The following is a 22736-nucleotide window of genomic DNA, read 5'->3' on the forward strand; positions in this document are numbered from 1 at the left end:
AATAGCGCGGCGGCTCAGGCCTCGGCGGCGCCGAAGCGCGCGCCTGGGGTGAGGTCGGCGCCGTTAAGGAAGTCGGCGGCGTCCATGCGGCGCTTGCCCTGGCGTTGTGCCTCCAGAACCTCCACGGCGCCTGTTTCGCACGCGATGACAAGCGCGCCGCTGGCGTCTAGAACCTCGCCTGGTGCGCCGCTCGCCTCGGCGTCGCCAGAGGCCTCTGGCGACCAGACGCGAGTGCGGAGAACTTTGAGCGTCTCGGATCCGGTGCCGGGGTCCCACGTGGTCCACGCGCCGGGGTAGGGCGAGAGCGCGCGGACGAAGTCGTGCACGCGGCCGGCCGGCCGGTTCCAGTCGATCTCGGCGTCCTCGCGGAAGATCTTAGGCGCGGGGCTCGCGAGCGCGTCGTCCTGTGGCTGGCCTTCGGCCTTGCCAGAGGCGATCCGGCGCACGGTTTCGACAACGGCCTCGGCGCCAATCTCCATCAGCCGGTCGTGTACGTCGCCCGCCGTCTCGTCGGGTCCGACGGGCGTGCGGCGCCAAAGGATTACGTCGCCGGTGTCTACGCTCGGGCGGAGGAAGAACGTGGTCACGCCGGTCTCGGTCACGCCGTCCATGATCGCGCGGTTGATGGGCGCGGCGCCGCGGTAGGCCGGCAGGAGCGAGCCGTGGAGGTTGAACGCGCCCAGCTTGGCGGTCTCGTAGACCTCGCGCGGCAGGATGCGGAACGCGACAACGGCGTGGATATCGGGCTCCAACTCGATCAGCCTCTGGCGGAACGCCTCGTCCTTTAGGCTCTGGGGTTGGAGAAGCGGGATGCCGTGGTGGTCGGCGGCTTCTCCGACGGCGCTTCTGCGCACCTTCCGGCCGCGGCCTGCCGGCTTGTCGGGAACGGTGACCACGGCGACGGGCGCGAGGCCAGCCTCTACGAGGGCGTCGAGGGAGGGCACGGCGAAATCGGGCGTGCCCATAAAAACGATGCGGGGGGCGTCGGTCACGGAGGCGGGGAGGGGCGGGCCGCAAGATCGCGCGCGCCAGAGGCCGGGGCGTGCCGGGCCTCTGGCGTGAACGCAAAACGCCCCGGCTCGCAATGAGCCGAGGCGCAAGAGGCGGGCGTGCTCTGGCGGTGCGCCAGAGGCTTAACGGTTACAGGCGCGTGCGCTCGTCCCAGATGGGCACGAGGAGCTGGTAGTCGCCTACGCCTTCGTCCACGAAGATGAACTGGCGGCCGTGGCGGAAGTAGGACCAGATCTGGTAGGGCTGCGTGCCGTAGTTGAACGGTTTGTCGTCCACGTGGTCGGGCTCACCAAAGCGGATGTACACCTCGCCGCGGTCGGTCGTCCAGCCAGAGTCCCGCATGCGGCCGTAGCGCTCGTTGGCGTAGGCCACGCGGTAGTAGTACTCCTCCATCTGCTCGTTGCGGGAGGTCGCCGGCGTAGGGTCGCGGCGGCTCCAGAACTCCTGGAAGAGTTTGACCTTCTCCTCGAACGTTGGCGCGTTGCGGAGGGCTCGGAGCTCGCGGTCCTTGGCCACGTAACGGAGCTGGGTGATGGCGTTGTCGAGGTCCGCGATCTGCGCGTCCAAGCCCATCCACCGGACCGAGAACTGGCGTTCGGCCTCCGCCACGAGGATGCCGAAGGAGTCCTCCAAGCGGATCGTCAGCGTGTAATCCCCGACCTTCAGGTTCTCCGTTTCGACGCGGAACGCTGCGGGCGTGCGGCCGGCCGGCGCGTCGAGAGGCTCGGAGACGAGGACCGGGACGCCGACGTCTTCGCGCTGGCGCGGGGCCAAGCCGAGAAGGGCGACGAACGACGGGCGCTCTCTCTGGCGCGAGCGGTCCGTGACGGCGTAGGTCACCTGGAGCGCGCTAGGCTCCTTGGCGAACAGCTCGTAGTAGACTGTGAAGGCTTCCTGCTCGGTGGAGATGGAGCCCCCAAGGTTGGGCTCGAAGCGGCCGCTGGCGTCGTACGCGTCGAGAAGGACGGGGTCGCTCATCGCGATGGGGCCGCTCATCTCGCGGACAGCCGTGCCGATCTCCTGCGCAAACACGCGGCCGCTGGCGCCGTCCTCAAGCGTGAGCTCTACGACGTACTTACCGGGCTCCACGCCAACGCCCTGAACGGAGCGGTCCGAGCCTTCACCCAGGGTTTCGTCGTAGCTCGCGACGGTCACGTCGCGGGTCCACGTGCGCGAGGTGACGAGCCCGGCGAGGGTGCCGTCGTCCGAGAGGCGCTTGATCTCTGCTGTGACGACGTAGCTGGCCTCGAACCCGACCGACCGCGCGAGAAAGCGCAGGTTCTGGTAGGGGATGTCCGCGTATACGTCGAGCGTGGCCTTGCCGTCGTCGTCGCGCGTGACTACGACCTCGGCGTCGAAGGCGGGCTCGTAGGTGGCCTGGCTCCACGCCGGTGCCGCGAGGAGGCAGACGAGCATCGCCCCGAGGAGCGAGAGGGAGTAGCGAGCGCGCATAGGCTCTGTGAACACAGGGACGAGAGTATAGGGCACGGAAGGCCCCGCGCAGAACGGGACGAACAAAGATGGCGCTTTCGAGAGCGCTTCCGCCTCTCAGGGGCTCCGAACCGTCCGCGAACGGGAACGGACGGCCGCACAGAGGCCCGAACGGTGCGCCCCTGGCGCCAGAGGCGGCCTCTGGCGGGCCGTAGGAGCGGTGTGCCGCACCGCTGGCAGAGGCTCGGAAGGAACGGTGCGCCAGAGGCTTCGCGCGCCCAGGCCGAGGTGTTGAAACGGGTTAGCGGAATCCGCCTTTCCCGTTACGCCACCGCGCCGCCCTCGAAGAGCGCCTGCACGAACGCGGCGCGGTCGAAGACCTGGAGGTCCCGCATCCCCTCGCCGACGCCGATGTACTTGACCGGGATCTGGAACTCGTTCGAGATCCCGATCACGATGCCGCCCTTGGCGGTCCCGTCCAGCTTGGTGAGGACGAGGCCGGTCACGTCCACGGCCTGGGTGAACGCCTCGGCCTGGCGGATGGCGTTCTGACCGGTGCTGGCGTCCAGCACAAGCAGGACCTCGTGCGGCGCGCCGTCCACCTGCTTGTCCATGACGCGCTTGATCTTGGTGAGCTCGTTCATGAGCCCGATCTGATTGTGCAAGCGCCCGGCGGTGTCAATCAGGACCACATCGGCGCCAGAGGCCTTGGCGCGCGCGACGGTGTCGTACGCCACCGCGGCAGGGTCGGCGCCGTGGTATTGCTTGACGATGGGCACGTCGGCGCGCTCGCTCCAGATCACCAACTGCTCCGTCGCCGCGGCGCGGAACGTGTCGGCGGCGCCGAGGAGCACGCTCTTGCCCGCCGCTTTGTAGCGGTGCGCGATCTTGCCGATGGACGTCGTCTTGCCCACACCGTTGACGCCGACCACCATCACGACGTGCGGCGAGTTGGGCAGCGGCGCCTCGAAGCTGGCCGGACGCTCTGGCTTGCTCTCCAAGAGCAGGCTCGCGATCTCGTCGCGGATCAGGCCCTGGAGCTCTTTGGTCGTAACGTACTTGTCCTCGGCCACGCGCGCCTCGATGCGCCCGATGATGTCGACGGTGGTTTTGACGCCCACGTCGCTCGTCACCAGCGCTTCTTCGAGGTTGTCCAGCACCTCCTCGTCCACGGTGTCCTTCCCCGCGACGGCGCGGCTGAGCTTGCCGAAGAGGCCGCTGCGTGTCTTTTCGAGCCCGTCTTCGAGCTTGTCCTGGTCGTCCTTGTTGCGTCCGAAGCCGAAGAGCGCCATCGTGGTCAGGTGTGAGTGAGGTGCGGGGAACGAGACCTGCGCGCGTGAGGATTCGCGCCAGAGGCGGAAGGTGCGGCCTCTGGCGTCAGCGGGCCGCGAAGAGCGCTCGGAATTGAGGGATGAGGGATGAGGGATGAGGGATGAGGGATGAGGGGGGCGCCGGTCGATTTGTTCCGCCAGAGGTCCCGTTCGCCATCCGCATCCCGCCCCGCCTCTGGCGCTGCGCCCGTCCTCCCGTAGGAGCGTGTCGCACATGTCCGGTTCTAAGGATTCTTCTGGGCCTCGCCAGAGGCCTCTGGCGGTCGAACCGGCCCTCACCCGAGGGGAGAGGGGACCTCGTCGGTGGGATCAAAGAGGCCTCTGGCGCCAAGAGCCAGCCCCCAGCCCCCAGCCTCTGGCGCCAGCGGCCCGCCCCTGCTCTTTCCGCCTCGTCTTCCCACCCGGCGCCAGAGGCCCGGCCTAGCTTTGGGCATGACCGAGACCGCACCGCTCGCCTCTGGCGAGGCCACCGATCCCAACGCCGACCTCACCGCCTCCGCGCTCAAGCGCGGCCGCGAGGTCGAGATCACGCTCACCGACTTCGCCGACCGCGGCAAGAGCCTCGCCCGCGTGGGCGATGGTGACCGTGGCTACGTCGTCTTCGTGGCCGGCGCTGTGCCGGGCGACCGCGTCAAGGCGCGCGTGTTCAAGCGCAAGCGCTCGTTCGCCGAGGCGCGCATCTTGGACGTGCTCGAGCCCAGCCCGCTCCGCGTCCAGCCGCGTTGCGAGTACTTCGATTCGTGCGGCGGGTGCAAGTGGCAGCACGTCGGCTACGAGGCGCAGCTGGAGATGAAGCGCGACCACGTGGAGGGCGCGCTCCGCCACGAGGGCGGCATCGACCTGGATACGCATGGGGCCTCTGGCGCCGGCGTGCAGGTGCTCCCCACCATTGGTGCCGAGGGCGAGCCGTACTACTACCGCAACAAGATGGAATTCTCCTTCTCGGCGCAGCGCTGGCTGACCGACTGGGAGATCGCCTCTGGCGAGGCCATGGACAAGGACTTCGCGCTCGGCCTCCACGTGCCCGGCCGCTACGACAAGGTCTTGGACCTCAAGGTGTGCTACCTCCAGAGCGAGTGGAGCGCGCGGCTCGTCAACGGCGTCCGCGAGTTCGCCAAGCACCACGGGTGGCCCGCGTGGAACGTGCACGACCACAGCGGCTACCTCCGCCACCTCGTGATCCGCACGCCGGCGCACACGGACGAGAAGATGGTCAACCTCGTGACCAGCCACGAGAGCGCCGAGAAGATGGCGCTCTTCGCGGACTGGCTGCGGACCGAGTTCCCCAGCGTGACCACGCTCGTCAACACGGTCAATAGCGGGAAGGCGCAGACGGCCTACGGCGAGAAGGAGATCGTCGTCTTCGGCTCTGGCGTCGTCCACGACAAGATTGGCGAGCACACGTTCGAGATCGCGCCGAGCGCGTTTTTCCAGACCAACACGAAGGGCGCCGAAAAGCTGTACGCCATCGCGAAGGAGATGGCGCACTTCCAGAAAGACGACCTGGTCTACGACCTCTACTGCGGCGCGGGCACGATCTCGATGTATGTCGCCGATCAGGTCGAGCGCGTCGTGGGCGTCGAACTCGTGGAAGCGGCGGTGGAGAACGCGCGCGTCAACACTGTGGAGAACGGTGTGGACAACTGCACGTTCGTCGCGGGCGACATGCTCAAGCTGTTCACGCCGGACTTCGTGAAGGAGCACGGCCAGCCCGATGTGGTCCTTGTGGACCCACCGCGCGCCGGGATGCACCCCAAGGTGACCGAGCAGATCGCCGCGCTCCGGCCCGAGCGCATCGTTTACGTCTCGTGCAACCCGCGCACCCAGGCGAAAGACCTGCAGCGCCTGCTCGCGACGACGAACAACGGCTACCGCATTGAGGCCATTCAGCCCGTTGACCTGTTCCCGCACACGGCGCACGTCGAGAACGTGATCGGCCTGCGCCGGATCGACGCGCCAGAGGCCTCTGGCGCCTAGCTTCTATCACGATGGCTAGAGAAGTATGAAGCGGGATGCCTCTGGTGTAAATAGATCTGCCGTGTTCATGTTTTTGGTGTTCGTGACTGCGCTATTCTCGTGCAATACGACAAGTGGGAGCGAGTCTGAAAACGTATCGTGCTCGGCTGATAAGCTTGGTATCAGCATCCAGGTTCTGGAAAAAAGATTCGCAGGCGGGAAAGCAAGGTCTTATTCCGATAGAGCTTTCGCCGAACTGCGTGGGTGGGCGATTCGGTCCGATAGCTCTATCGTCTTGCCTGTGATTATTTACACGGAGGGACGCTGGGCCTCTAGGTCGGATTTGGAAATCGAAGGAGTTCAGGTAGGCTCGATAGGGCGCAGCGTTACTACGGCTCGCGTGGAGATGGAACACATCTACGATCTAACCTGCGTGGATTACATTCAGTCCATATCTCTCGCGCAAAAGGTTTATCCCACCTGATGCCTTTTGCGCCGCGTCGACACGCGGGAAGCCTCTGGCGAGAGCGCGGAGGCGGAAACAACGTCCGAGGCGTAGCGCGCGGCCTCTGGCGCCAGCGGCTCGCGGCGCCAGAGAGCTACAGCTTGATCCCCTCGCCCTCGCGCGCGAGGTCCGTGTCGGGGAACACCTCGCGGGCTTGCGCGAGGATGCGCTCCAGCGTGGCGTCGTCGTGCGTGGGGTCGTGGTGCGAGAGGAGCAACTGGCCCACGCCCGCTTCGGTGGCGATGCGCGCGGCGTGCTCCCACGTGGTGTGGCCCCATCCGTGGCGGAGCGCGTACTCGTCCGGGGTGTACTGCGCGTCGCTGTAGAGCACATCGGCGCCTCTGGCGGCCTCGATGAGCGTGGCCTCCGATTCGGCGTCGCCGTGCTCGTAGTCCGTCGCGTAGACGAACACGGCGCCAGAGGCCTCGAAGCGGTAGCCGCTGGAGCCCTGCGGGTGGTGCAACGCGAACGGCCGCACGGTCATCCCGCCGACATCGAACGACGTGCCGTTGGCCTGAGGCTCGAACACGACCGTGGAGCCGAGCTCTTCGAACGGGACGGGGAAGAACGGCTCGCTCATCTGCCCGCCCATCGCCGCCTCGATCTCAGCCGGCGTGGCGACGGCGTGCAACGTCAGCTTGTTGCCCGGTGCGTAGAGCGGCGCGAAGAACGGGAGGCCCTGGAGGTGGTCCCAGTGGAAGTGGGAAAACAGCAGGTGCACGTCCAGAGGCGCGCCGCCCGCCTCGGCCGTCAGAGCTACGCCCAGGTCCCGCACGCCCGTCCCGGCATCGAGGATCGCGATCTGGTTGTCCGGCCCCCGCACCTCCACGCATGTCGTGTTGCCGCCCACGCCGAGGTGGCTGGCGCGGGGCGTCGGGAGAGAGCCGCGGACGCCCCAGAAACGGATCGTGAGGCGGTCGCGAGAGGCGTCTGAGGACATGGGGGAAGCTACGGGGCCTCTGGCGAATGGAGGGGAGGCGGGGGCGGAGATCGCCAGAGGCGGCGGGCTCCGGCGCGCGGAGGCCTCTGGCGAGGGCGTGGCCCCGTCAGAAATGGAAGCGGCGGAGGTTCACCACGGTCTCCACCAGGATGACCTTGACAACAGCCGCGATGGGGACCGCAAGCGTCATACCGAGCACGCCGCCCACCTGCCCCCCGAGAAGGATGGCGCCGAGCACGAGGGCCGGGTGGAGCGAGACGTTCTTGCCCGTGATCCACGGCTGCAGCACCGCGTTCTCGAACAGCTGAAGGATGCCGAACAGGACGATCACGCCTGTGGCCTGCCCGAACCCGTCGGAGGTGAGAACGGAAACGGCGAGCGAGAGCGCGGCCGAGACCACGAAGCCCACGTAGGGGACGAAGTTGGCCAGTCCGGTGATGATGCCTAGCACGAGGTAGTACTCCACCCCCAGCACCCACAGGCCAAACGCCGTCCCCGCGCCCACAAAGACGGCCACGATGGCTTGCCCGCGGAGGTACCCGCCGAGGTGGTCGTCGATCTTGTACACGACGCCCATGGCGAACTCGAACGCCCGGTTGGGGACCAGGCCGAGAAGCTTCTTGCGGAGGACGGGGCCGTCCTTCAGCAGCGCGAACAGCACGAACGGGATCAGCACGAAGTTGCCGATCATCTCCAGCGCGTCGGGCACGTACACCACGAGCGGCCGCATCTCGCTGGAGGCCGCGCCCTGGATGGATTCCACGAGCCCGAGCTCGCCGGGCTCGACCATCGGGAGACGGTTCGCGAGCTCGACTTCGGCGTTGGAGAGGAGGCGGGGGATCTCGCCAGAGGCCCACCGCTCTTGGAACGCCTGCGCCTGCTCCAATAGCAACGGCGCGCCCAGGACCGCCGTGGCGGTCAGGATCAGCACGAGGCTCAGAAAGACGAGCCACGCCGAGGCGGTGCGGCTCACGCCCCGTCGCTCCAGCCGGTCCACGAGGGGCAGGAGCAGGTAGGCCAGGATGCCGGCCACAACGGTGAGCCCCGCAATGCCGGGCGCCACGAAGATGATCGCGAGGATGCCGCCCAGCACGACGAGGGCGGCGAGGCCGCCCAGGCGTCCGGAGCGCTCCACCTGCCGGACGGGGGAGCTAGACGGAGCGGCTGCCATCGGCGTCTTCCGGGGCGGCGCTCAGGGCCTGGGTGTCCGCGACGTCGCCAGAGGCCGCGCGGAGCTTTTCGCACTCGCGCGTGAGTTCTTCCACCTCGTCGGAGACCTCCACGAGCCGGAGGCCGACAAGGCGCGCGAGCGCGAGGAGCACCTTCACGCCCAGCCGGGAGTTGCGGTCCAGCAGGCCGAGAAGGTCAGGCTGGAAGAGGCTGAGCAACGTGCAGTCCGTTTTCGCGCGCGCCGTGGCGGTGCGGATCACCTCGTTGAGCAGCGCGATCTCGCCGAAGAAGTCGCCGTCGGTGAGTTCGACGAGCTCGCGCCCGCTGGGCTCGCTCTGGATCGAGACGGCGCCGCGCTCAATGATGTACATCCCGAGCCCGGGCTCGCCCTGGACGAAGATGGACTCCCCGGCGACGTATTCGCGCCGGTGCAGCAGCCGCCGGATGGCGTCTAGCTCACGTGAGGAGAGCTCCTCGAAGAGGGGGATGTTCTGGAGCACGTCGGTCTCGGTCGTGTTGGGACCACCGAGGAGGCTCTTCCAGAGGCTCTGCATAGGGAGTGGGAGAGGGGCGGCGCAAGGTACGCGGCGCGGCCCAACCAGATCCTCTGGCGCTGGAGGCGCCGCGGCAGAGGCCCTCGCGCGGCTCCGCGGAGGCCGCGTCGTGGCGTACTCTCTGGGAAACCATCGCTTTGCCCCATGCGCCCTCGCTCCGCCGTTCTCCTCGCTGTCGCTCTCGGACTCTCTGCCGCGCTGGCCTCGTGCGACTCCGTTGTAGACGCGTTCGTGCCCGACACGATCACGTTTGACGGGGTCGAGATCGAGACGTTAGGAGACGCCAGCTTCCGGCTGGAGAACGACCGCCTCGTCGTAACCAACATCGGGACCTCTGGCGAGGACGGGATCGGCCTCTGGCAAAGCGTGGACTCGGCGTACCTCACGTTCGAGCCCATCGATCTGCCGACAAACGGCACCTTCGGGATTTCCGTCCGCGATACCGACAACGAGTTCCTCGCCTCCATCTTCGCCAAGGACAACGGGGGAGGGCGGCACGACATCGTGTTCGACATCGCGCCGTCGATCGGCGTGCAGGCGGTGACGTTGCAGTACCTGCTCGGTGGTCAGGTGCTCGTCGAGATCCCCAACTTCCCGTTCCTCAACAAGACGCTCCGGGCCGAAACCAACGCGGGCAGCGCCGACGGGAAAAACGGCTCCACGCGCGTCGTCCGCAGCGGCGGGCGCTACGTCGTGGGCCAGGACTACGGCGAGGACGACACAAAGGCGGCGGGCGCCGGGGCGCCAGAGGCCTCCGGCGGGTGCCGTTTTGCGCAGATCTCGCTGCCGGTGCGGGTCGGGGATCTCACGTCGGTCTGTGCGGACCTTGTGCAGGTGGTGATCGAGGACGCGGACCTCCCGGCAGACATCCGCGGCGCGGCCGTCACGGGCAGCTACATCGACCGCTTCGTGATCACGAGCGTGACGGTGGACGACCAGGAGTAGGGGCGCCAAAGGCCTCTGGCGCGAGGGAGCTCAGCGCCGAGGCTCGCCAGAGGCGCACAAAAAGGCGAACGCCCGCCCCGCGAGAAACGGGACGGGCGCTCTTTTCGGGAGGCTATGGCGGTAGCCTTCCCGATCGGGGCCTCCGGAGCTCAGGCGCCAGAGGCGGGTTGGTTCAGGTGCCGGCGGAGTAGTCCGTCGCGTAGACGACCTGCTCATCGGTGAGCTTGTCGATGCTTAGGCCCATCGTCTCCAGCTTGATCTCGGCGATCTCCTGGTCGAGCTCCTCGGGGAGGTCGAGAACGGTGTTCTCCATCTCCTCGCCGGCCTCGTGGGAGCGGATCAGCGCAAGGTGCGCCTGGAGCTGGTTGGCGAAGCTCATGTCCATCACCTCGGACGGGTGTCCTTCGGCGGCGGCGAGGTTGACGAGACGGCCGTCCGCGAGGACGTAGACCTTCTTGCCGTTCTCCATCGTGTACTCCCGGTTGTCGTCGCGGATCATCCGCGCGTCGGTCGAGACCTCGGCGAGCTCCTGGAGGTTGAGCTCCACGTCGTAGTGGCCCGTGTTGCACACGATGGCGCCTTCCTTCATGCTCAGGAAGTGCTCGCCACGGATAATGTCCTTCATGCCCGTTGCGGTCACGAAGATGTCGCCCACCTTGGCGGCCTCCTCCATCGGCATCACGCGCATGCCGTCGAGCGTCGCCTTGAGGGCGGCGGTCGCCTTGACCTCCGTCACGATGACGTTAGCGCCCATGCCCTTCGCACGCATCGCCACGCCGCGGCCGCAGTGGCCGTAGCCGGCGACGACGAAGTTCTTGCCCGCGATGAGCACGGAGGACGCGCGCAGGATGCCGTCGATCGTGGACTGGCCGGTGCCGTACACGTTGTCGAAGTCCCACTTCGTCTCGGCGTCGTTAACGGCGTAGACGGGGTAGCCCAGCTTGCCGTCCTCAGCCATCGCGCGGAGGCGGTGGACACCCGTCGTGGTCTCCTCGGAGCCACCGATGATGTCCTTCGTCTTCTCCGGGAAGGCGGAGTGCACGCGGAAGATGAGGTCGGCGCCGTCGTCCAGCGTCGTGTCTGGGGTCTTGTCAATGGTGCGGTCGATGCACCAGTAGAAGTCCTCGGTGTCCTGCCCGTACCACGCGTAGATCTCCACGCCGTCCCCGTCGCCGTTGGGGCCGAGCGCGAGCGCCGCGCTCACGGAGTCGTTCGTGGAGAGCGGGTTGCAGCCGCTCCACGCGACTTCGGCGCCACATGCCTTCAGCGTCTCGATCAGAACCGCCGTCTCCTTGGTGACGTGGAGGCATCCGGTGATCTTGTAGCCTTTGAACGGCTGCGTCTTGGAGTACTCCTCGCGCAGCTTCATGAGCACAGGCATCCGGCTCTCGGCCCACTCGATGCGCATGCGGCCCGCGTCCGCGAGCGAGAGGTCGGCGACTTTGTACTGTCCTTCCTTGTGGTCCATCGAGGGTGGCCTGTGGCCGGGCGTGTTTTCAGTCTAGGGTGAAACCTACGGCGCGGACATGAGAACGGTTTGTAAGGGCTCTGCTAACTCGGCGTGTGGCGCGCCAGAGGCCTCTGGTGGCTGGAGGCGTGAATCTCGCCAGAGGCTGGCGCTGCTCTGAGGTGGGGGATCCGATACATGTGGCTGTTTTTGAGGGAGTACCGATCTTGAAAGAGTGCTTGCCCTCCCGCTCCATCACGTGCCCCCGGTCCTCCGCGTCGGTCTGCTGAGCCTCGTCCTCGCCGCGTGCGAGCCGACGGAGGCGCCCTCGGGGCGGGTTCTGGGAGAGGCGCCAGCGGCTTCTGGCGGCGCGGCGACGGTGCCGGTTACTGGAAGCGTGCGCACGGCCGCGCCATCGTTCCGCGTCCGCGAGTGGACCGTTGATGACGGGCTCCCAACGCCCGTCGCTGCGGTGACGCAGACACCGGACGGCTATCTGTGGATCACCACGAGGGAAGGCCTCGCGCGTTTCGATGGGGTCCGGTTCGAACTGTTCACGACCGAGACGACGCCCGTCTTTCGGAGCGATGATTTTGTCGGAGCGTCGGTGACTCGCTCGGGCGACCTCTGGGTGGGAGACAAGAAAAAGTGGACCTACCGCCTTCGCGACGGCGCTTGGACCGCCTACCCGCTGGACATGGACCGCCACTGGGTCCAGTCGTTCTACGAAGACGCCGAAGGCGGCCTTTGGTGTGTCACCTCGGGGGAATACGTGTTTCGCTGGAAGGGCGAAGGGTGGGAGCCGGTAGAGCAGTCCCTTATCGGGAACTGGCCGCCGTTCTCCGTGGACCCGAGGGGATCGATATGGACGTACCTCGATCCCGGTGACGCGCCAGGGGTGCCCGAGAGTGCGACCGGGAAAGGCGTCGTGGCGCGATGGGACGGAGAGCGGTTCGTGCCGCCCTCCGATAATCGCCTGGCGGGTTTTACGGAGACCCAGCATGGCCCTGTGTTCTACCAGCGCACCGAGGAGCAGCGCGACGGCCGGCCTCGCGTCAACATCACCGACGCCTCTGGCGCCGTCCTCGCGTGGGGATGGGACAAGGGCGACGATTCCCGCGTCCGCCTGGTGGACCGCGCGGGGCGGGCCTGGGTCCAGCGCGAAGAGGACGGGCAGACGGTGCTCACGGTCCTCAGGGATGGTGAGGAACTGGCACACATCCGCCCCGAGGGCGCGACGTGGTTCGAGCAGGTCTTCGAGGACCGGCAGGGGAACGTGTGGGTGCACACGCGCAGCACCGGGCTGTTCCAGATCACAGAGGAGCCCTTCCGCCGCTACACCGGCGAAGACGGCATCCCACAGTACGCTTCCGAGGCCACGCTCGCGCCCGATGGAGCCATCGTGGTAAGTGCGCACTCAGGCACGGCGTCCAGCTTCGCGACCCTGCGTGACGGGGTGGTGGCGCCAGAGGCCGTCCGCCTGAGCCCCGCCCCCGGGCGAGCGGCGGAGCACACCGCGCCCGACGGCACGACCGAAATCGGTCACGTTGTCACCGACGCCAGAGGCCAGCGCTGGGGGGCGGTGAAGCCATACTTGCTCAGGCTCCGCGAGGGCCGCGGCGAGATCGTGATGAGCACGGGCAACGCGACGCTCTGGGCGATGCAGACGGATCCCACCGATGCTGATGTGCTCTGGACGGGCGACTATAGCGGCGTCGTCCGGCGCTTCGACACACGAGCGCTCGCAGTCACCGACTCATTCCAAGTTGACGGATGGGTGCGCGCGCTGTACCCCGCGCCAGACGGGCGCCTCTGGATTGGGTCGACGGGCGGCCTCACTGTGCGCGAGGCCTCTGGCGCGCTGCGCGTCGTTGCGGACTCGTCCGTGGCGATGTGGACGCGCGACATCACCCCGGGGCCGGACGGAGCGCTCTGGGTGGCAACCGAGACAGGTGGCCTCTTGCGCGTGCGCGGCGGCGAGGTGCGCGCACTGACCACACAGCATGGGCTCCCCACCGACTTCCTGACGACCGTGCTCCTGGACGATCTGGGGTACCTCTGGCTCAGCGGCCGGGTCACGCTCTACCGCCTCCGCCTATCCGACGCCCACGCGGTTCTCGACGGCACGCGCCAGAGGTTGGACGTGGTGACGCTGCTCCCGTCGGCTGGGCATCTTGGATCGTCGGCCGAAATGACCCGGTCATTGCACGCGCCTGACGGCAGCCTGTGGATCCCGTCATACAAAGGCGTCACACGCATCGACCCAGCGCTCTACGCGCAGCAGTACGCGCAACCCGCGAGCGTCATCGTGGAGGAGATCGAGACCGAGGCCTCTGGCGCCTTCAAACCCGCCAGAGGCCTGCGCCTCCCGCTCGGAGAGCGCACGCTGACCGTCCGCTACACCGCGACCGAGTTCGTCTCGCCCGGCCACGTCCGCTTCCGCACGCGCTTGGAGGGTCACGATGCCGACTGGGTGGATCAGGGGACCGAGCGCCGCGCGATCTACGGTGGCCTCGCGCCCGGCCGCTACGCGTTCCACGTACAGGCGATGAACGCGGGAGGGGTGTGGAGCGAGCCTCTGGCGGCGGAGGCATTTGTGGTCCCGGCGCGGTTCACCGAGACGGCGTGGTTCGCGGTTCTATGTCTGCTCGCGCTCGGCGGGCTTGCCGCACTGGCGTACGGGGCCCGTGTCCGCGTGCTCCGCCAGAGGCAGCGCGAGTTGGAGGCAACCGTCGCCGAGCGCACCGCAGACCTCGCGGCCGAAAAAGAGATCGTGACGGCGCAGGCCGCCGAGCTGCGCACGCTGGACGAGGCCAAGAGCCGCCTGTTCGCCAACGTGTCCCACGAGTTCCGCACGCCGCTCCAGCTCATCCTCGGGCCTCTGGCGGACGTGCGCGAAGGCCGCCACGGCGAGGTCGCGCCCCAGGCCCGCGACCAGATCGACCTCGCGACGCGGAACGGGCGGCGGCTGCTCGCGCTCGTGGAGCAACTCCTGGCGCTGGCGCGGAGCGACGCGGGCGTGCTGGAGATCGAGCCGGTCTGGCTTGACGCCGCCGCGTTCGCCGTGCGCGTCGCCGAGGCGTTCGGGCCTCTGGCCCAGCGCGAGGGCATCGCGTTCGAGACGGATTTACCTGCCGCCAGAGGCACGTTCGACCCCGTCCTGGTCGAGACCGCCCTCGCCAACCTGCTTGCCAACGCGTTCAGCTTCACGCCCGCTGGCGGGACCGTCACGCTCTCGCTCACGCCAGAGGCCGCCGGGGAGCCTCTGGCGTTCCGCGTGCGTGACACCGGGCCGGGCCTCGCGCCGGATCAGGCCGCGCGCGTGTTCGACCGCTTTTACCAGGCCGACGACTCGCCCACGCGACGCGGCGCGGGGACCGGCATCGGGCTGGCACTGGTCCGCGAGATTGCCGACCTCCACGGCGGCGCCATCACCGTCACGAGCACGCCCGGCCAGGGCGCCACGTTTACGCTCACGCTGCCGGTCCACGCCGAGGCGCCAGAGGGCGCAACCCGCCGGGCCTCTGGCGAGCCCGGCCTCCAAACAGCCGCGCTCCTGTTCGCCTCGGGCGACGGGTCCTCGGGCGACGGCTCCGCCCGCAACCGGGCCTCTGGCGATGGGCGCTCTGGAGACGGCCGGCTGCACCTCCCGCCGCTCCCGCCAGAGGCCCCGGCGGACACGCCGCGCGTGCTCGTCGTGGACGACAACGCCGACCTCCGCGCCCTCGTCCGCCGCCACCTCGACAGCCGCTACGTCGTGACGGAGGCCGCCTCGGGCGACGCCGCGCTCGACCTCGCCAGAGGCGCCATCCCGGACGCCATCGTAAGCGACGTGATGATGCCTGGGCTCGATGGGCTGGGACTCGTCCGCGCCCTTCGCGCCGATCCCGAGACCGACTTCGTGCCGGTCCTGTTGCTGACTGCGCGGGCCGCCGTCAGCGATACCGTGGACGGGCTCGGTGCGGGCGCCGACGACTACCTCGCGAAGCCGTTCGACCCCCGCGAGCTACGTGCCCGCGTGGACGCGCTCCTTACCTCCCGCCAACGCCTGCGCGAGCGCTGGCAGGACGCGGCGCCAGAGGCCGAGCCCTTCCCGGTCCGGCTCGCCTCTGGCGCGAGTGCGGACCAGCGCGAACTGGTCGGGCAACTGGTGGGGGGCGTGGACGCACGCCTGGACGACGAGAGCCTCTCGGTCGACGACCTCGCTGAGGCCGTGGATATGAGCCGGTCCACGCTCTACCGCCGCCTCCGGGGCGCGCTGGACGGCTCGCCCGTGGACCTGGTGCGCGAGGTGCGTCTGGCGCGGGCGGGCGGGCTCCTCGCCAGAGGCGCGGGCAACGTCTCCGAAGTCGCCTACGCCGTCGGGTTCAAGAGCGTCTCGCACTTCGGCGCGTGCTTCCGCGAGCGCTACGGCGCCACGCCATCGGCCTACAGCCGGGATCAGGCCGCGGCCTGACGCCAGAGGCGTCGGTTTGAGACGCTGCCGAGAGGATCTGAGACGCTGTCGAGAGCAACCGAAACGTGAGGGCGTCATTTTGGGGCACGTACCCGCCATCGTCCCCGCTTATCCCTGAACACGCCATGATCTACCCGCCGCCCTCATCTCTCCTGCGCGTCCATTGGACTGCTGCCCCTCGCATCGTCTCGCGGACCGCTGCTTTGTTCGTGCTGCTCGGCGTGGTAGCCGTCCTCGCGCCAGAGGCCCAGGCGCAGCAGGTCGCCGCGTTTGAGAACCGCTGGAAGGGCGCCGAGCGCCTTGCGGTAGACAGCGGCTCGCTCGTCGCCAACTCCTCCGGCAACACCGCGTGGGTCCTTGAGCCCGTTGACGCGACGTATGTGCGCCTCCGCAATCTCAATACCGGGCTTTACCTACACAACCAGGAAGGGCTCGCGGTTGGGCCGATCCAGCCCGGGTGGTGGAGCGCGATGTGGGTCCTTGAGCCTACCAGCGATGGGTACGTGCGCATCCTGAACCGCTGGACGAGTACCTACCTGCACAACGAAAACGGCCCCCTGGAGCTCGGAAGCGCCGGCGAAGGCTGGTTTAGCGCGATGTGGAGCCAGCAGCCGGTGCAGACCCGGATGGCGTTCTCGCGGGCAACGTCTGATATCGGAAGCCACCTGCAGTCTCTCCTGTCCAATCACACCGAGTACGGCATCAGCGGGGGCGTCTCGTCGACCGCTGCGACCCACATCCAGGGCATGGCGGTTGTCGGCAAGTACTGGGTTCTCTCTCACGACAATGCTGGCAACCGTGATGGAGACCTCATCATCATCGACCCCGCTACCCGGGAGCGTAAAAAGAGTCACACAATCCAGTTCACCGGAGATGATGGCTATATGGCCGCGGCGCAGGGCAACGGGGACTATCTCGCCGTCGGCACAGGGACGAACAAGTCGGTTCGTGTGTTCTCGGTGTCGAGCGCTGCGACAGTGACGGAACTGACCAACCTCAATCTGAGCGACCCGCTCGGGGGCAGCCGGATTGAGAACGTGGCCTTCGCCTACCACCCCGTCCATCAACGGCACTACCTCCTCCTGATCAACGGGAGCACGAACAAGCTGTACGTGAGTTCAGGGTCTGCGCTGGAATCCTCCACGTGGAGCGTCGTATCGCAACGGGGCTCTGTCCCGTACGGGGAAGCCGGGATCTCACTCCTCTTCGACCAGTCCTCCGGTTCGTTCTACGTCGTCAGCCTGGGCCAGAATGGCACCATCTCCGATGAAGAGAACTCGTTCTCGGTGTGGACCCTGTCTCAGGCCGACGCCTCATCCCCCACGAACATGTTTACGGCCAGCGCTGCGTCCCCGGAGCACCGGAAACTTACCGATGGCTCAGGCAGCTTCCGCTGGGGAGGTACCGCGCACGTACTGGCCAACGGCAACGTTCAGGTCATCGCGGCCCCCCGAGACTTCAAGCTGATCGGGGACAGCGATTTTGGCGTGTGGACGTCCCGACCCACGTGGGCGTCAACAGCCGTCGTCACCACGCCTACGCCCAACATCCCCATCATCCGGGTCCGGGTCACATCGGTAAAGTGTGTCGAGACGACGGAGTGGGGAGAGGATGAGGTCTACCTCGTAGTAGATGGAAGCCGGTACCCGTCCGGGAACGAATCCTACCACGACATCAACGATGGGGAGTCGTGGTCGGTCGGGGCGTCGGCCACCTCGACCTCGGGAGTGACCATCACGCTGATGGAGTACGACACGACCGATGACCGGGACCTGATCGGGACCTTCTCCGTCCCGATCCAGAAGATCCACGGCAGGTACACCGAGACCCTTCGGGGCGACGACGGGGTGTACCAGGTCACCTACGAGGTGAGCGGGCAGTAGGCGCCGCTGACCTGCACGGGCCTCTGGCGCCAGAGGCCCGGGAAGAGTAGCACACGGCCGACGCCGCTGGCCTTGCAGCACGACGCCATCGACACGCCAAAGCAAGCCTCTGGCGCCGATTTGAGACGCTGGCGATAACATTTGAGACGCTGGTGATACCTGCCGGAAGGGGCAACAGGGTTGCTTAGGGCTCCCCAGTCTCCCCAGCCCTATGACTTCTTTGCGACTCACCCTTGTGGCTTTCGCCGCGCTCCTCCTAACTCCCGCCGCTCTCGCGCAGCCCATCAACGACAGCATCTTCGAGGCGATGCCCATCGCGGCCGACGGCATCTACACTGGCACCAATGCAGGCGCCGACGCCGAGCCGTTCAACAACCCTACTGCGACCTGTACTTCGACCGACAATGGCGAAGCCGTCTGGTGGGTCTTCAAGGTGGAAGAGGACGCCGCCATCACCATCGATCTCGCGGGCTCCACCTTCGACACCGTTTTGTCCATCGCTCAAGTCGGAAGTGAGCTGGAAGAAATAGCGTGCGATGATGATGGCATCCCGGGCGACGGCATTTTGACCTCCCGGATCGAGAACTTCGCTGCTCAAGCGGGGAGGCGTTACTTCGTCCGTGTGGTCGGCTTCAATAGTGCTGAAGGTGACATCGCGATGGCTGTTACATCGCAGGCTACGTCCGGCGGTGGCACGGCTCTTACCACGCCACCGTACGACTCGTTCGGGATCGGGCGGAACTTGAATCTGAACGATAATGGTGCAGTAGATGGGTTGGACAACATCTTCCCTGAGACCAACGTCGGCGCCACGAGTGAGGCCGGTGAGACCGCTGCCTCCTGCACCTCCATAGACCTGGGCAACTCGACGTGGAGGACCTTCGCGCCTACTCAGAATGGCTTCATCACGATCGATCTCGCGGGTTCCACCTTCGACACGGTTCTCAGCATCCGTACCGATATCGGTACGGAAGTGGCCTGCGATGATGATGGCCTTCCCGGTGACGGCATCCTGACGTCGCGCATCGAGAACTTCCGGGTTGTGGCCGGGACGGTCTACCACATCCGTGTGACCGGCTTCAACAACGCCTCTGGCGACATCCGCATGCGCGTTGTCGGCAGCACCACGGCCGTCGTGTCTGAGCCTGCGACGCCAGAGGCCTCGCTCACGCTTCTGGCACCTTTCCCCAACCCGGCCTCTGGCGCCGTCCGCCTCGCGGCGGACCTGCCGGAGCCCGCCGACGTCCGCCTGACGGTCTACGACGCGCTGGGCCGCGAGGTCGCCGTGCTCGCCGAGGGCACGCTGGCCGCAGGCCAGAGCGACTGGACGTGGGACGCCAGCGGCCAGCCTGCAGGCGTCTACATCGTGCGGCTGTCCTCTGGCGAGGAGGTCCGCACGCGGCGCGTAACGGTGGTGCGCTGACGCCCCGCCAGGACACCTGCTGAGCCCCGCTTGTGGTGGGACGGGGCTCAGTGCGCGAGCGGCGCTCTATAGCTAGGGGCGCCGCTCGCTTCTGTTTCGGACCTCGCCAGAGGCCTCTGGCGAGCGCTTAGAAGTGGAAGCGGGCACCTCCCGAAGGGGACGCCCGCTCTGGCGCCAGAGGCGCCGCGTTGGCTAGGCGTTCGCCGCCTTCTTGAGGTCGTCCACGAGGTCCAGGCGTTCCCAGGGGAATTCGTCGCGCCCGAAGTGGCCGTAGGCGGCCGTGTTGCGGTACGTAGGCCGCTTCTCGCCAGAGGCGTCGATGAGGTTGAAGCGGGAGATGATGGCGGCCGGGCGCATGTCTACGGTGTCCTGCACCACTTGCGAGAGACGGGCGTCGGTCAGGCCGTGCTTGGCCGTGCCGCCCGTTTCCACGCGGATCGAGACCGGCGCGGCCACACCGATGGCGTAGGCGACCTGCACGAGCGCCTCGTCGCAGAGATCGGCGGCGACGAGGTTTTTGGCGATGTGGCGCGTGGCGTAGGCCGCGCTCCGGTCCACCTTGCTCGGGTCCTTGCCGCTAAACGCGCCGCCGCCGTGGGCGCCCTTTCCGCCGTAGGTGTCCACGATGATCTTGCGGCCTGTGAGGCCGGTGTCGCCGTGCGGCCCGCCGATGACGAACGTGCCGGTGGGGTTGACGTGGAGGATGAGATCGTCGTCCACGAGTTCGCTCGGCAGGACGGCGGGCAGGATGTGCTCGCGCACGTCGGCCTTGATCTGCTCCACGGTCACGCTCTCGTCGTGCTGCGTGGAGAGGACGACGGTGTGGACGCGGCGGATGGTGCGGTCGTAGTCGTCGTATTCCACCGTGACTTGGCTCTTGGCGTCCGGGCGGAGGTAGGTCATGTGCTCGCCAGCCTTGCGCACCTCGGCGAGGCGCTTGACGAGCCGGTGCGAGAGCATCAGCGCCAGAGGCATCAAGGTGTCCTCGTCCTCGCGCGTGGCGTACCCGAACATCATGCCCTGGTCGCCGGCGCCCTGCTCCACGTGGAGCCCCTTGTCGTCGTCCACGCCCTGCGCGATGTCACCGGACTGCTCGTGGATGCTCACGAGGACGCCACAGGAGCGGGCGTCGAACTGCAAGAGAGGGTCCGTGTAGCCGATCTCCTCGATGGTCTGGCGCACGACCTCCTGCACGTCCACGTAGGTGTCGCTCGTGACCTCGCCGGAGACGACGACGAGGCCCGTCGTGCACAGCGTCTCGATGGCGCAGCGGCTGGCGGGGTCGCCCTTCAGAAAGGCGTCGAGGAGGGCGTCGGAGATCTGGTCCGAGACTTTGTCCGGGTGTCCTTCGGAGACCGATTCGGAGGTGAAGAGCGTGGGCATGGGGAGGGCGCCAGCGGCGGTGCAGCAGATGCGAAAGGGCACGAAGATACCGGGGCGCGCCTCGCGAGCACGCGCAGCGCGCGGCCTCTGGCGTCTCTTGAGGAAAAACGCGCCTCTGGCGCGTGGCCTCGCGCGCGTGCGCGCCAGAGGCGTGAAACTCTGCGCCCGCGCGCGCCGTCTTCGGTTGCGTTGCCCGTGCGCGGGGGCCTCCGTAGCTTGGGATCTTTCCGAGCGGGCGGCGCCCGCCACCCTCCCCGCCTCTGGCGGACCCCCAACCCGATTATCCTAACATGGCCGACAACATTGAGAGCCGCGTCACCGCCATCATCGTCGAGAAGCTCGGCGTCGACGAGAGCGAGATCTCACGCGATGCATCCTTCACCAACGACCTCGGAGCCGACTCCCTCGACACCGTCGAGCTGATCATGGAGTTCGAGAAGGAGTTCGACGTGACGATCCCAGACGAGGACGCCGAAAAGATCGGCACCGTCGGCGACGCCGTCGATTACGTCTCCGAAAAGGCGGGCTGAAGCCCTCCACCCGACTGATCGAGAGGAAGGGGGGACGAGAGGGGCCACACGCTCCCCTCGGCCCTCCTTCCTCTCGCCGTACAGAGCCTTTCCTGCGGTCCCCCCACCGCGCCTCTCCCGCCCGCGCCAGCGGCCCCCCTATGCCGTCCGCTTCTCGCCGCCGCGTCGTCGTCACCGGCCTCGGTGCCCTCACCCCCATTGGCAACAACGTCCCGGACTTCTGGGAGGCCATGATGGAGGGGAAGAGTGGCGCCGCCCCCATCACCCGCTTTGACCCCTCGCGCCTGCGCTGCCAGTTCGCGTGCGAGGTCAAGGACTTCGACCCGACCGAGTTCATCGACCGGAAGGAGGCGCGCCGCATGGACCGCTTCTCGCAGTACGCGCTCGTGGCCTCTGGCGAGGCGCTGCGCGACGCCGGCATCGACACCGACACGCTGAGCGAGGAGGAGCGCGACCGGACGGGCGTCGTCTTCGGCAGCGGCATCGGCGGCATCGGCACGCTGCAGGACCAGATCCTGGAGTTCGGCGAGCACGGCCCGCGGCGTCTCTCGCCGTTTCTCGTGCCGATGATGATCCTGGACATCGCGCCGGGGCACATCTCCATCCAGCACGGCCTGCGCGGCCCCAACCACGCGACGGTCAGCGCCTGCGCGACGGGCAACAACGCGATCGTGGACGCGGCGATGATCATCGAGCGCGGCCTGGCCGACGTGATGGTGGCCGGCGGAACCGAGGCGGGCGTCGTCGAGGTCTGCCTGGGCGGGTTCGACAACATGCGCGCGCTCTCGACGCGCAACGAGGCGCCAGAGGCCGCCTCCCGGCCGTTCGACGCCAACCGCGACGGCTTCGTGATGGCGGAGGGCTCCGGCGCGGTCATCCTCGAAGACTTGGAGCACGCGCAGGCGCGCGGCGCGAAGATCTACGCCGAGGTCGTCGGCTTTGGCATGAGCGGCGACGCCTACCACGTCTCGGCCCCGCACCCGGACGGCGACGGCGCGGCGCGCGCGATGCGCATGGCGCTCAAGACCGCCGACCTCTCGCCAGAGGACGTGGACTACCTCAACATGCACGGCACGAGCACGCCGCTGGGCGACATCGCGGAGACGAAGGCCATCAAAAAGGTCTTCGGCGATCACGCCTACGAGATGAGCCTCTCGTCCACGAAGTCCATGACCGGCCACCTCCTCGGGGCCGCTGGCGCCGTGGAGGCCATCGCGAGCATCCTCGCGATCACGCACGACACCGTCCCGCCGACGATCAACTTCGAGACGCCGGACCCCGAGTGCGACCTGGACTACACGTTCAACGAGCCGCGCAAGCGCGAGGTCAACGTGGCGCTCTCCAACGCGTTCGGCTTTGGCGGGCACAACACGTGCGTCGTGTTCAAGCAGTTCGAGGCGTAGCGCCTCTGGCGCCGTTTGGCCGCCCCGTCCCTCGCGTGAGGGGCGGGGCGTTTTCGTTGGCGCCAGAGGCCTCTGGCGGAGCGAGCCCCTGGCGCAATACGCCTCTGGCGAGGTCTGAGCCGAGGCAGAGGCCCAGGTCTCACGCGCGCATCCAACCGGCTCTCGCGTCGCGCAGATGACCTCTGGCGGCGGCGTAGCGGCGCCATGGGGGAGGATGGCGCGATAGATGCAGGCGCTCGGCTCCGGCGTCTTCGTGGTGGGATGCGCCGGAACCCAGAGCGGGGGAGCCTTTTGTGCTCTCCCGCTTTTTTGCGGGCGTGGGCGTTGCGCCAGAGGCCTCGCGTGAGCCGCGCCTTGGGAGCCGTTCT

Annotated in this window: 15 protein-coding genes; 7 read left to right on the top strand and 8 right to left on the bottom strand. The window is 67.7% G+C overall.

The window, feature by feature from the left end; genetic code table 11:
• Positions 1 to 14: 14 nt before the first annotated feature.
• From fmt to ftsY, 3 genes are all read right to left on the bottom strand, one after another.
• Positions 15 to 992, bottom strand: coding sequence for a methionyl-tRNA formyltransferase (gene fmt / locus BSZ36_RS00530; RefSeq protein ID WP_218827499.1), 978 nt, complete (start codon positions 990 to 992; stop codon positions 15 to 17).
• 148 nt (positions 993 to 1140) lie between these two features.
• Entirely contained in the window at positions 1141 to 2463 is a 1323-nt protein-coding gene (locus tag BSZ36_RS00535) for a GWxTD domain-containing protein (RefSeq protein ID WP_094545219.1), read from the bottom strand.
• 302 nt (positions 2464 to 2765) lie between these two features.
• On the bottom strand, positions 2766 to 3734 hold the full coding sequence (gene ftsY / locus BSZ36_RS00540) for a signal recognition particle-docking protein FtsY (protein WP_094545220.1): 969 nt from the start codon (positions 3732 to 3734) through the stop codon (positions 2766 to 2768).
• Between the two features lie 471 nt (positions 3735 to 4205).
• On the opposite strand from ftsY, the gene rlmD reads away from it, so the two are divergent.
• On the top strand, positions 4206 to 5750 hold the full coding sequence (gene rlmD / locus BSZ36_RS00545; protein WP_094545221.1) for a 23S rRNA (uracil(1939)-C(5))-methyltransferase RlmD: 1545 nt from the start codon (positions 4206 to 4208) through the stop codon (positions 5748 to 5750).
• 578 nt (positions 5751 to 6328) lie between these two features.
• Here rlmD and BSZ36_RS00550 read toward each other — a convergent pair.
• The 3 genes from BSZ36_RS00550 to BSZ36_RS00560 form a co-directional block, all read right to left on the bottom strand.
• Positions 6329 to 7174, bottom strand: a complete 846-nt coding sequence (locus BSZ36_RS00550) for an MBL fold metallo-hydrolase (protein ID WP_094545222.1) — start codon at positions 7172 to 7174, stop codon at positions 6329 to 6331.
• A gap of 106 nt (positions 7175 to 7280) precedes the next feature.
• The gene (locus BSZ36_RS00555; RefSeq protein ID WP_094545223.1) at positions 7281 to 8345 is read right to left on the bottom strand and encodes an AI-2E family transporter; all 1065 of its coding nucleotides are present in this window, start codon (positions 8343 to 8345) and stop codon (positions 7281 to 7283) included.
• On the bottom strand, positions 8326 to 8898 hold the full coding sequence (locus tag BSZ36_RS00560; protein WP_094545224.1) for a cyclic nucleotide-binding domain-containing protein: 573 nt from the start codon (positions 8896 to 8898) through the stop codon (positions 8326 to 8328). The genes BSZ36_RS00555 and BSZ36_RS00560 overlap by 20 nt, the downstream gene beginning before the upstream one ends.
• Positions 8899 to 9042: 144 nt before the next feature.
• Here BSZ36_RS00560 and BSZ36_RS00565 point away from each other — a divergent pair, with 144 nt between their 5' ends.
• Positions 9043 to 9843, top strand: a complete 801-nt coding sequence (locus tag BSZ36_RS00565) for a hypothetical protein (protein ID WP_094545225.1) — start codon at positions 9043 to 9045, stop codon at positions 9841 to 9843.
• 172 nt (positions 9844 to 10015) lie between these two features.
• Here BSZ36_RS00565 and BSZ36_RS00570 read toward each other — a convergent pair whose 3' ends face one another.
• Positions 10016 to 11311 (bottom strand): adenosylhomocysteinase, encoded by a 1296-nt coding sequence (locus tag BSZ36_RS00570; protein WP_094545226.1) that lies wholly within the window; start codon positions 11309 to 11311, stop codon positions 10016 to 10018.
• Between the two features lie 238 nt (positions 11312 to 11549).
• Between BSZ36_RS00570 and BSZ36_RS00575 the strand changes: the two genes are divergently transcribed.
• The 3 genes from BSZ36_RS00575 to BSZ36_RS00585 all read left to right on the top strand — a co-directional run bounded on the left by BSZ36_RS00575 (position 11550) and on the right by BSZ36_RS00585 (position 19052).
• On the top strand, positions 11550 to 15746 hold the full coding sequence (locus BSZ36_RS00575; protein ID WP_094545227.1) for an ATP-binding protein: 4197 nt from the start codon (positions 11550 to 11552) through the stop codon (positions 15744 to 15746).
• Positions 15747 to 15871: 125 nt separating this feature from the next.
• Positions 15872 to 17629, top strand: a complete 1758-nt coding sequence (locus tag BSZ36_RS00580) for an RICIN domain-containing protein (protein ID WP_143536695.1) — start codon at positions 15872 to 15874, stop codon at positions 17627 to 17629.
• 211 nt (positions 17630 to 17840) lie between these two features.
• Positions 17841 to 19052 (top strand): T9SS type A sorting domain-containing protein, encoded by a 1212-nt coding sequence (locus BSZ36_RS00585; protein ID WP_094545229.1) that lies wholly within the window; start codon positions 17841 to 17843, stop codon positions 19050 to 19052.
• A gap of 192 nt (positions 19053 to 19244) precedes the next feature.
• Here the strand turns inward: BSZ36_RS00585 and metK are convergent, their stop codons facing one another.
• Complete coding sequence (gene metK / locus BSZ36_RS00590) at positions 19245 to 20435, bottom strand: methionine adenosyltransferase (protein WP_094551069.1); 1191 nt, start codon at positions 20433 to 20435, stop codon at positions 19245 to 19247.
• Positions 20436 to 20725: 290 nt separating this feature from the next.
• On the opposite strand from metK, the gene BSZ36_RS00595 reads away from it, so the two are divergent.
• The gene (locus BSZ36_RS00595; protein WP_094545230.1) at positions 20726 to 20965 is read left to right on the top strand and encodes an acyl carrier protein; all 240 of its coding nucleotides are present in this window, start codon (positions 20726 to 20728) and stop codon (positions 20963 to 20965) included.
• Between the two features lie 140 nt (positions 20966 to 21105).
• Complete coding sequence (fabF, locus tag BSZ36_RS00600; protein ID WP_094545231.1) at positions 21106 to 22368, top strand: beta-ketoacyl-ACP synthase II; 1263 nt, start codon at positions 21106 to 21108, stop codon at positions 22366 to 22368.
• Positions 22369 to 22736 lie beyond the last annotated feature (368 nt).

This window comes from Rubricoccus marinus (genome assembly GCF_002257665.1).
Lineage (GTDB): Bacteria > Bacteroidota > Rhodothermia > Rhodothermales > Rubricoccaceae > Rubricoccus > Rubricoccus marinus.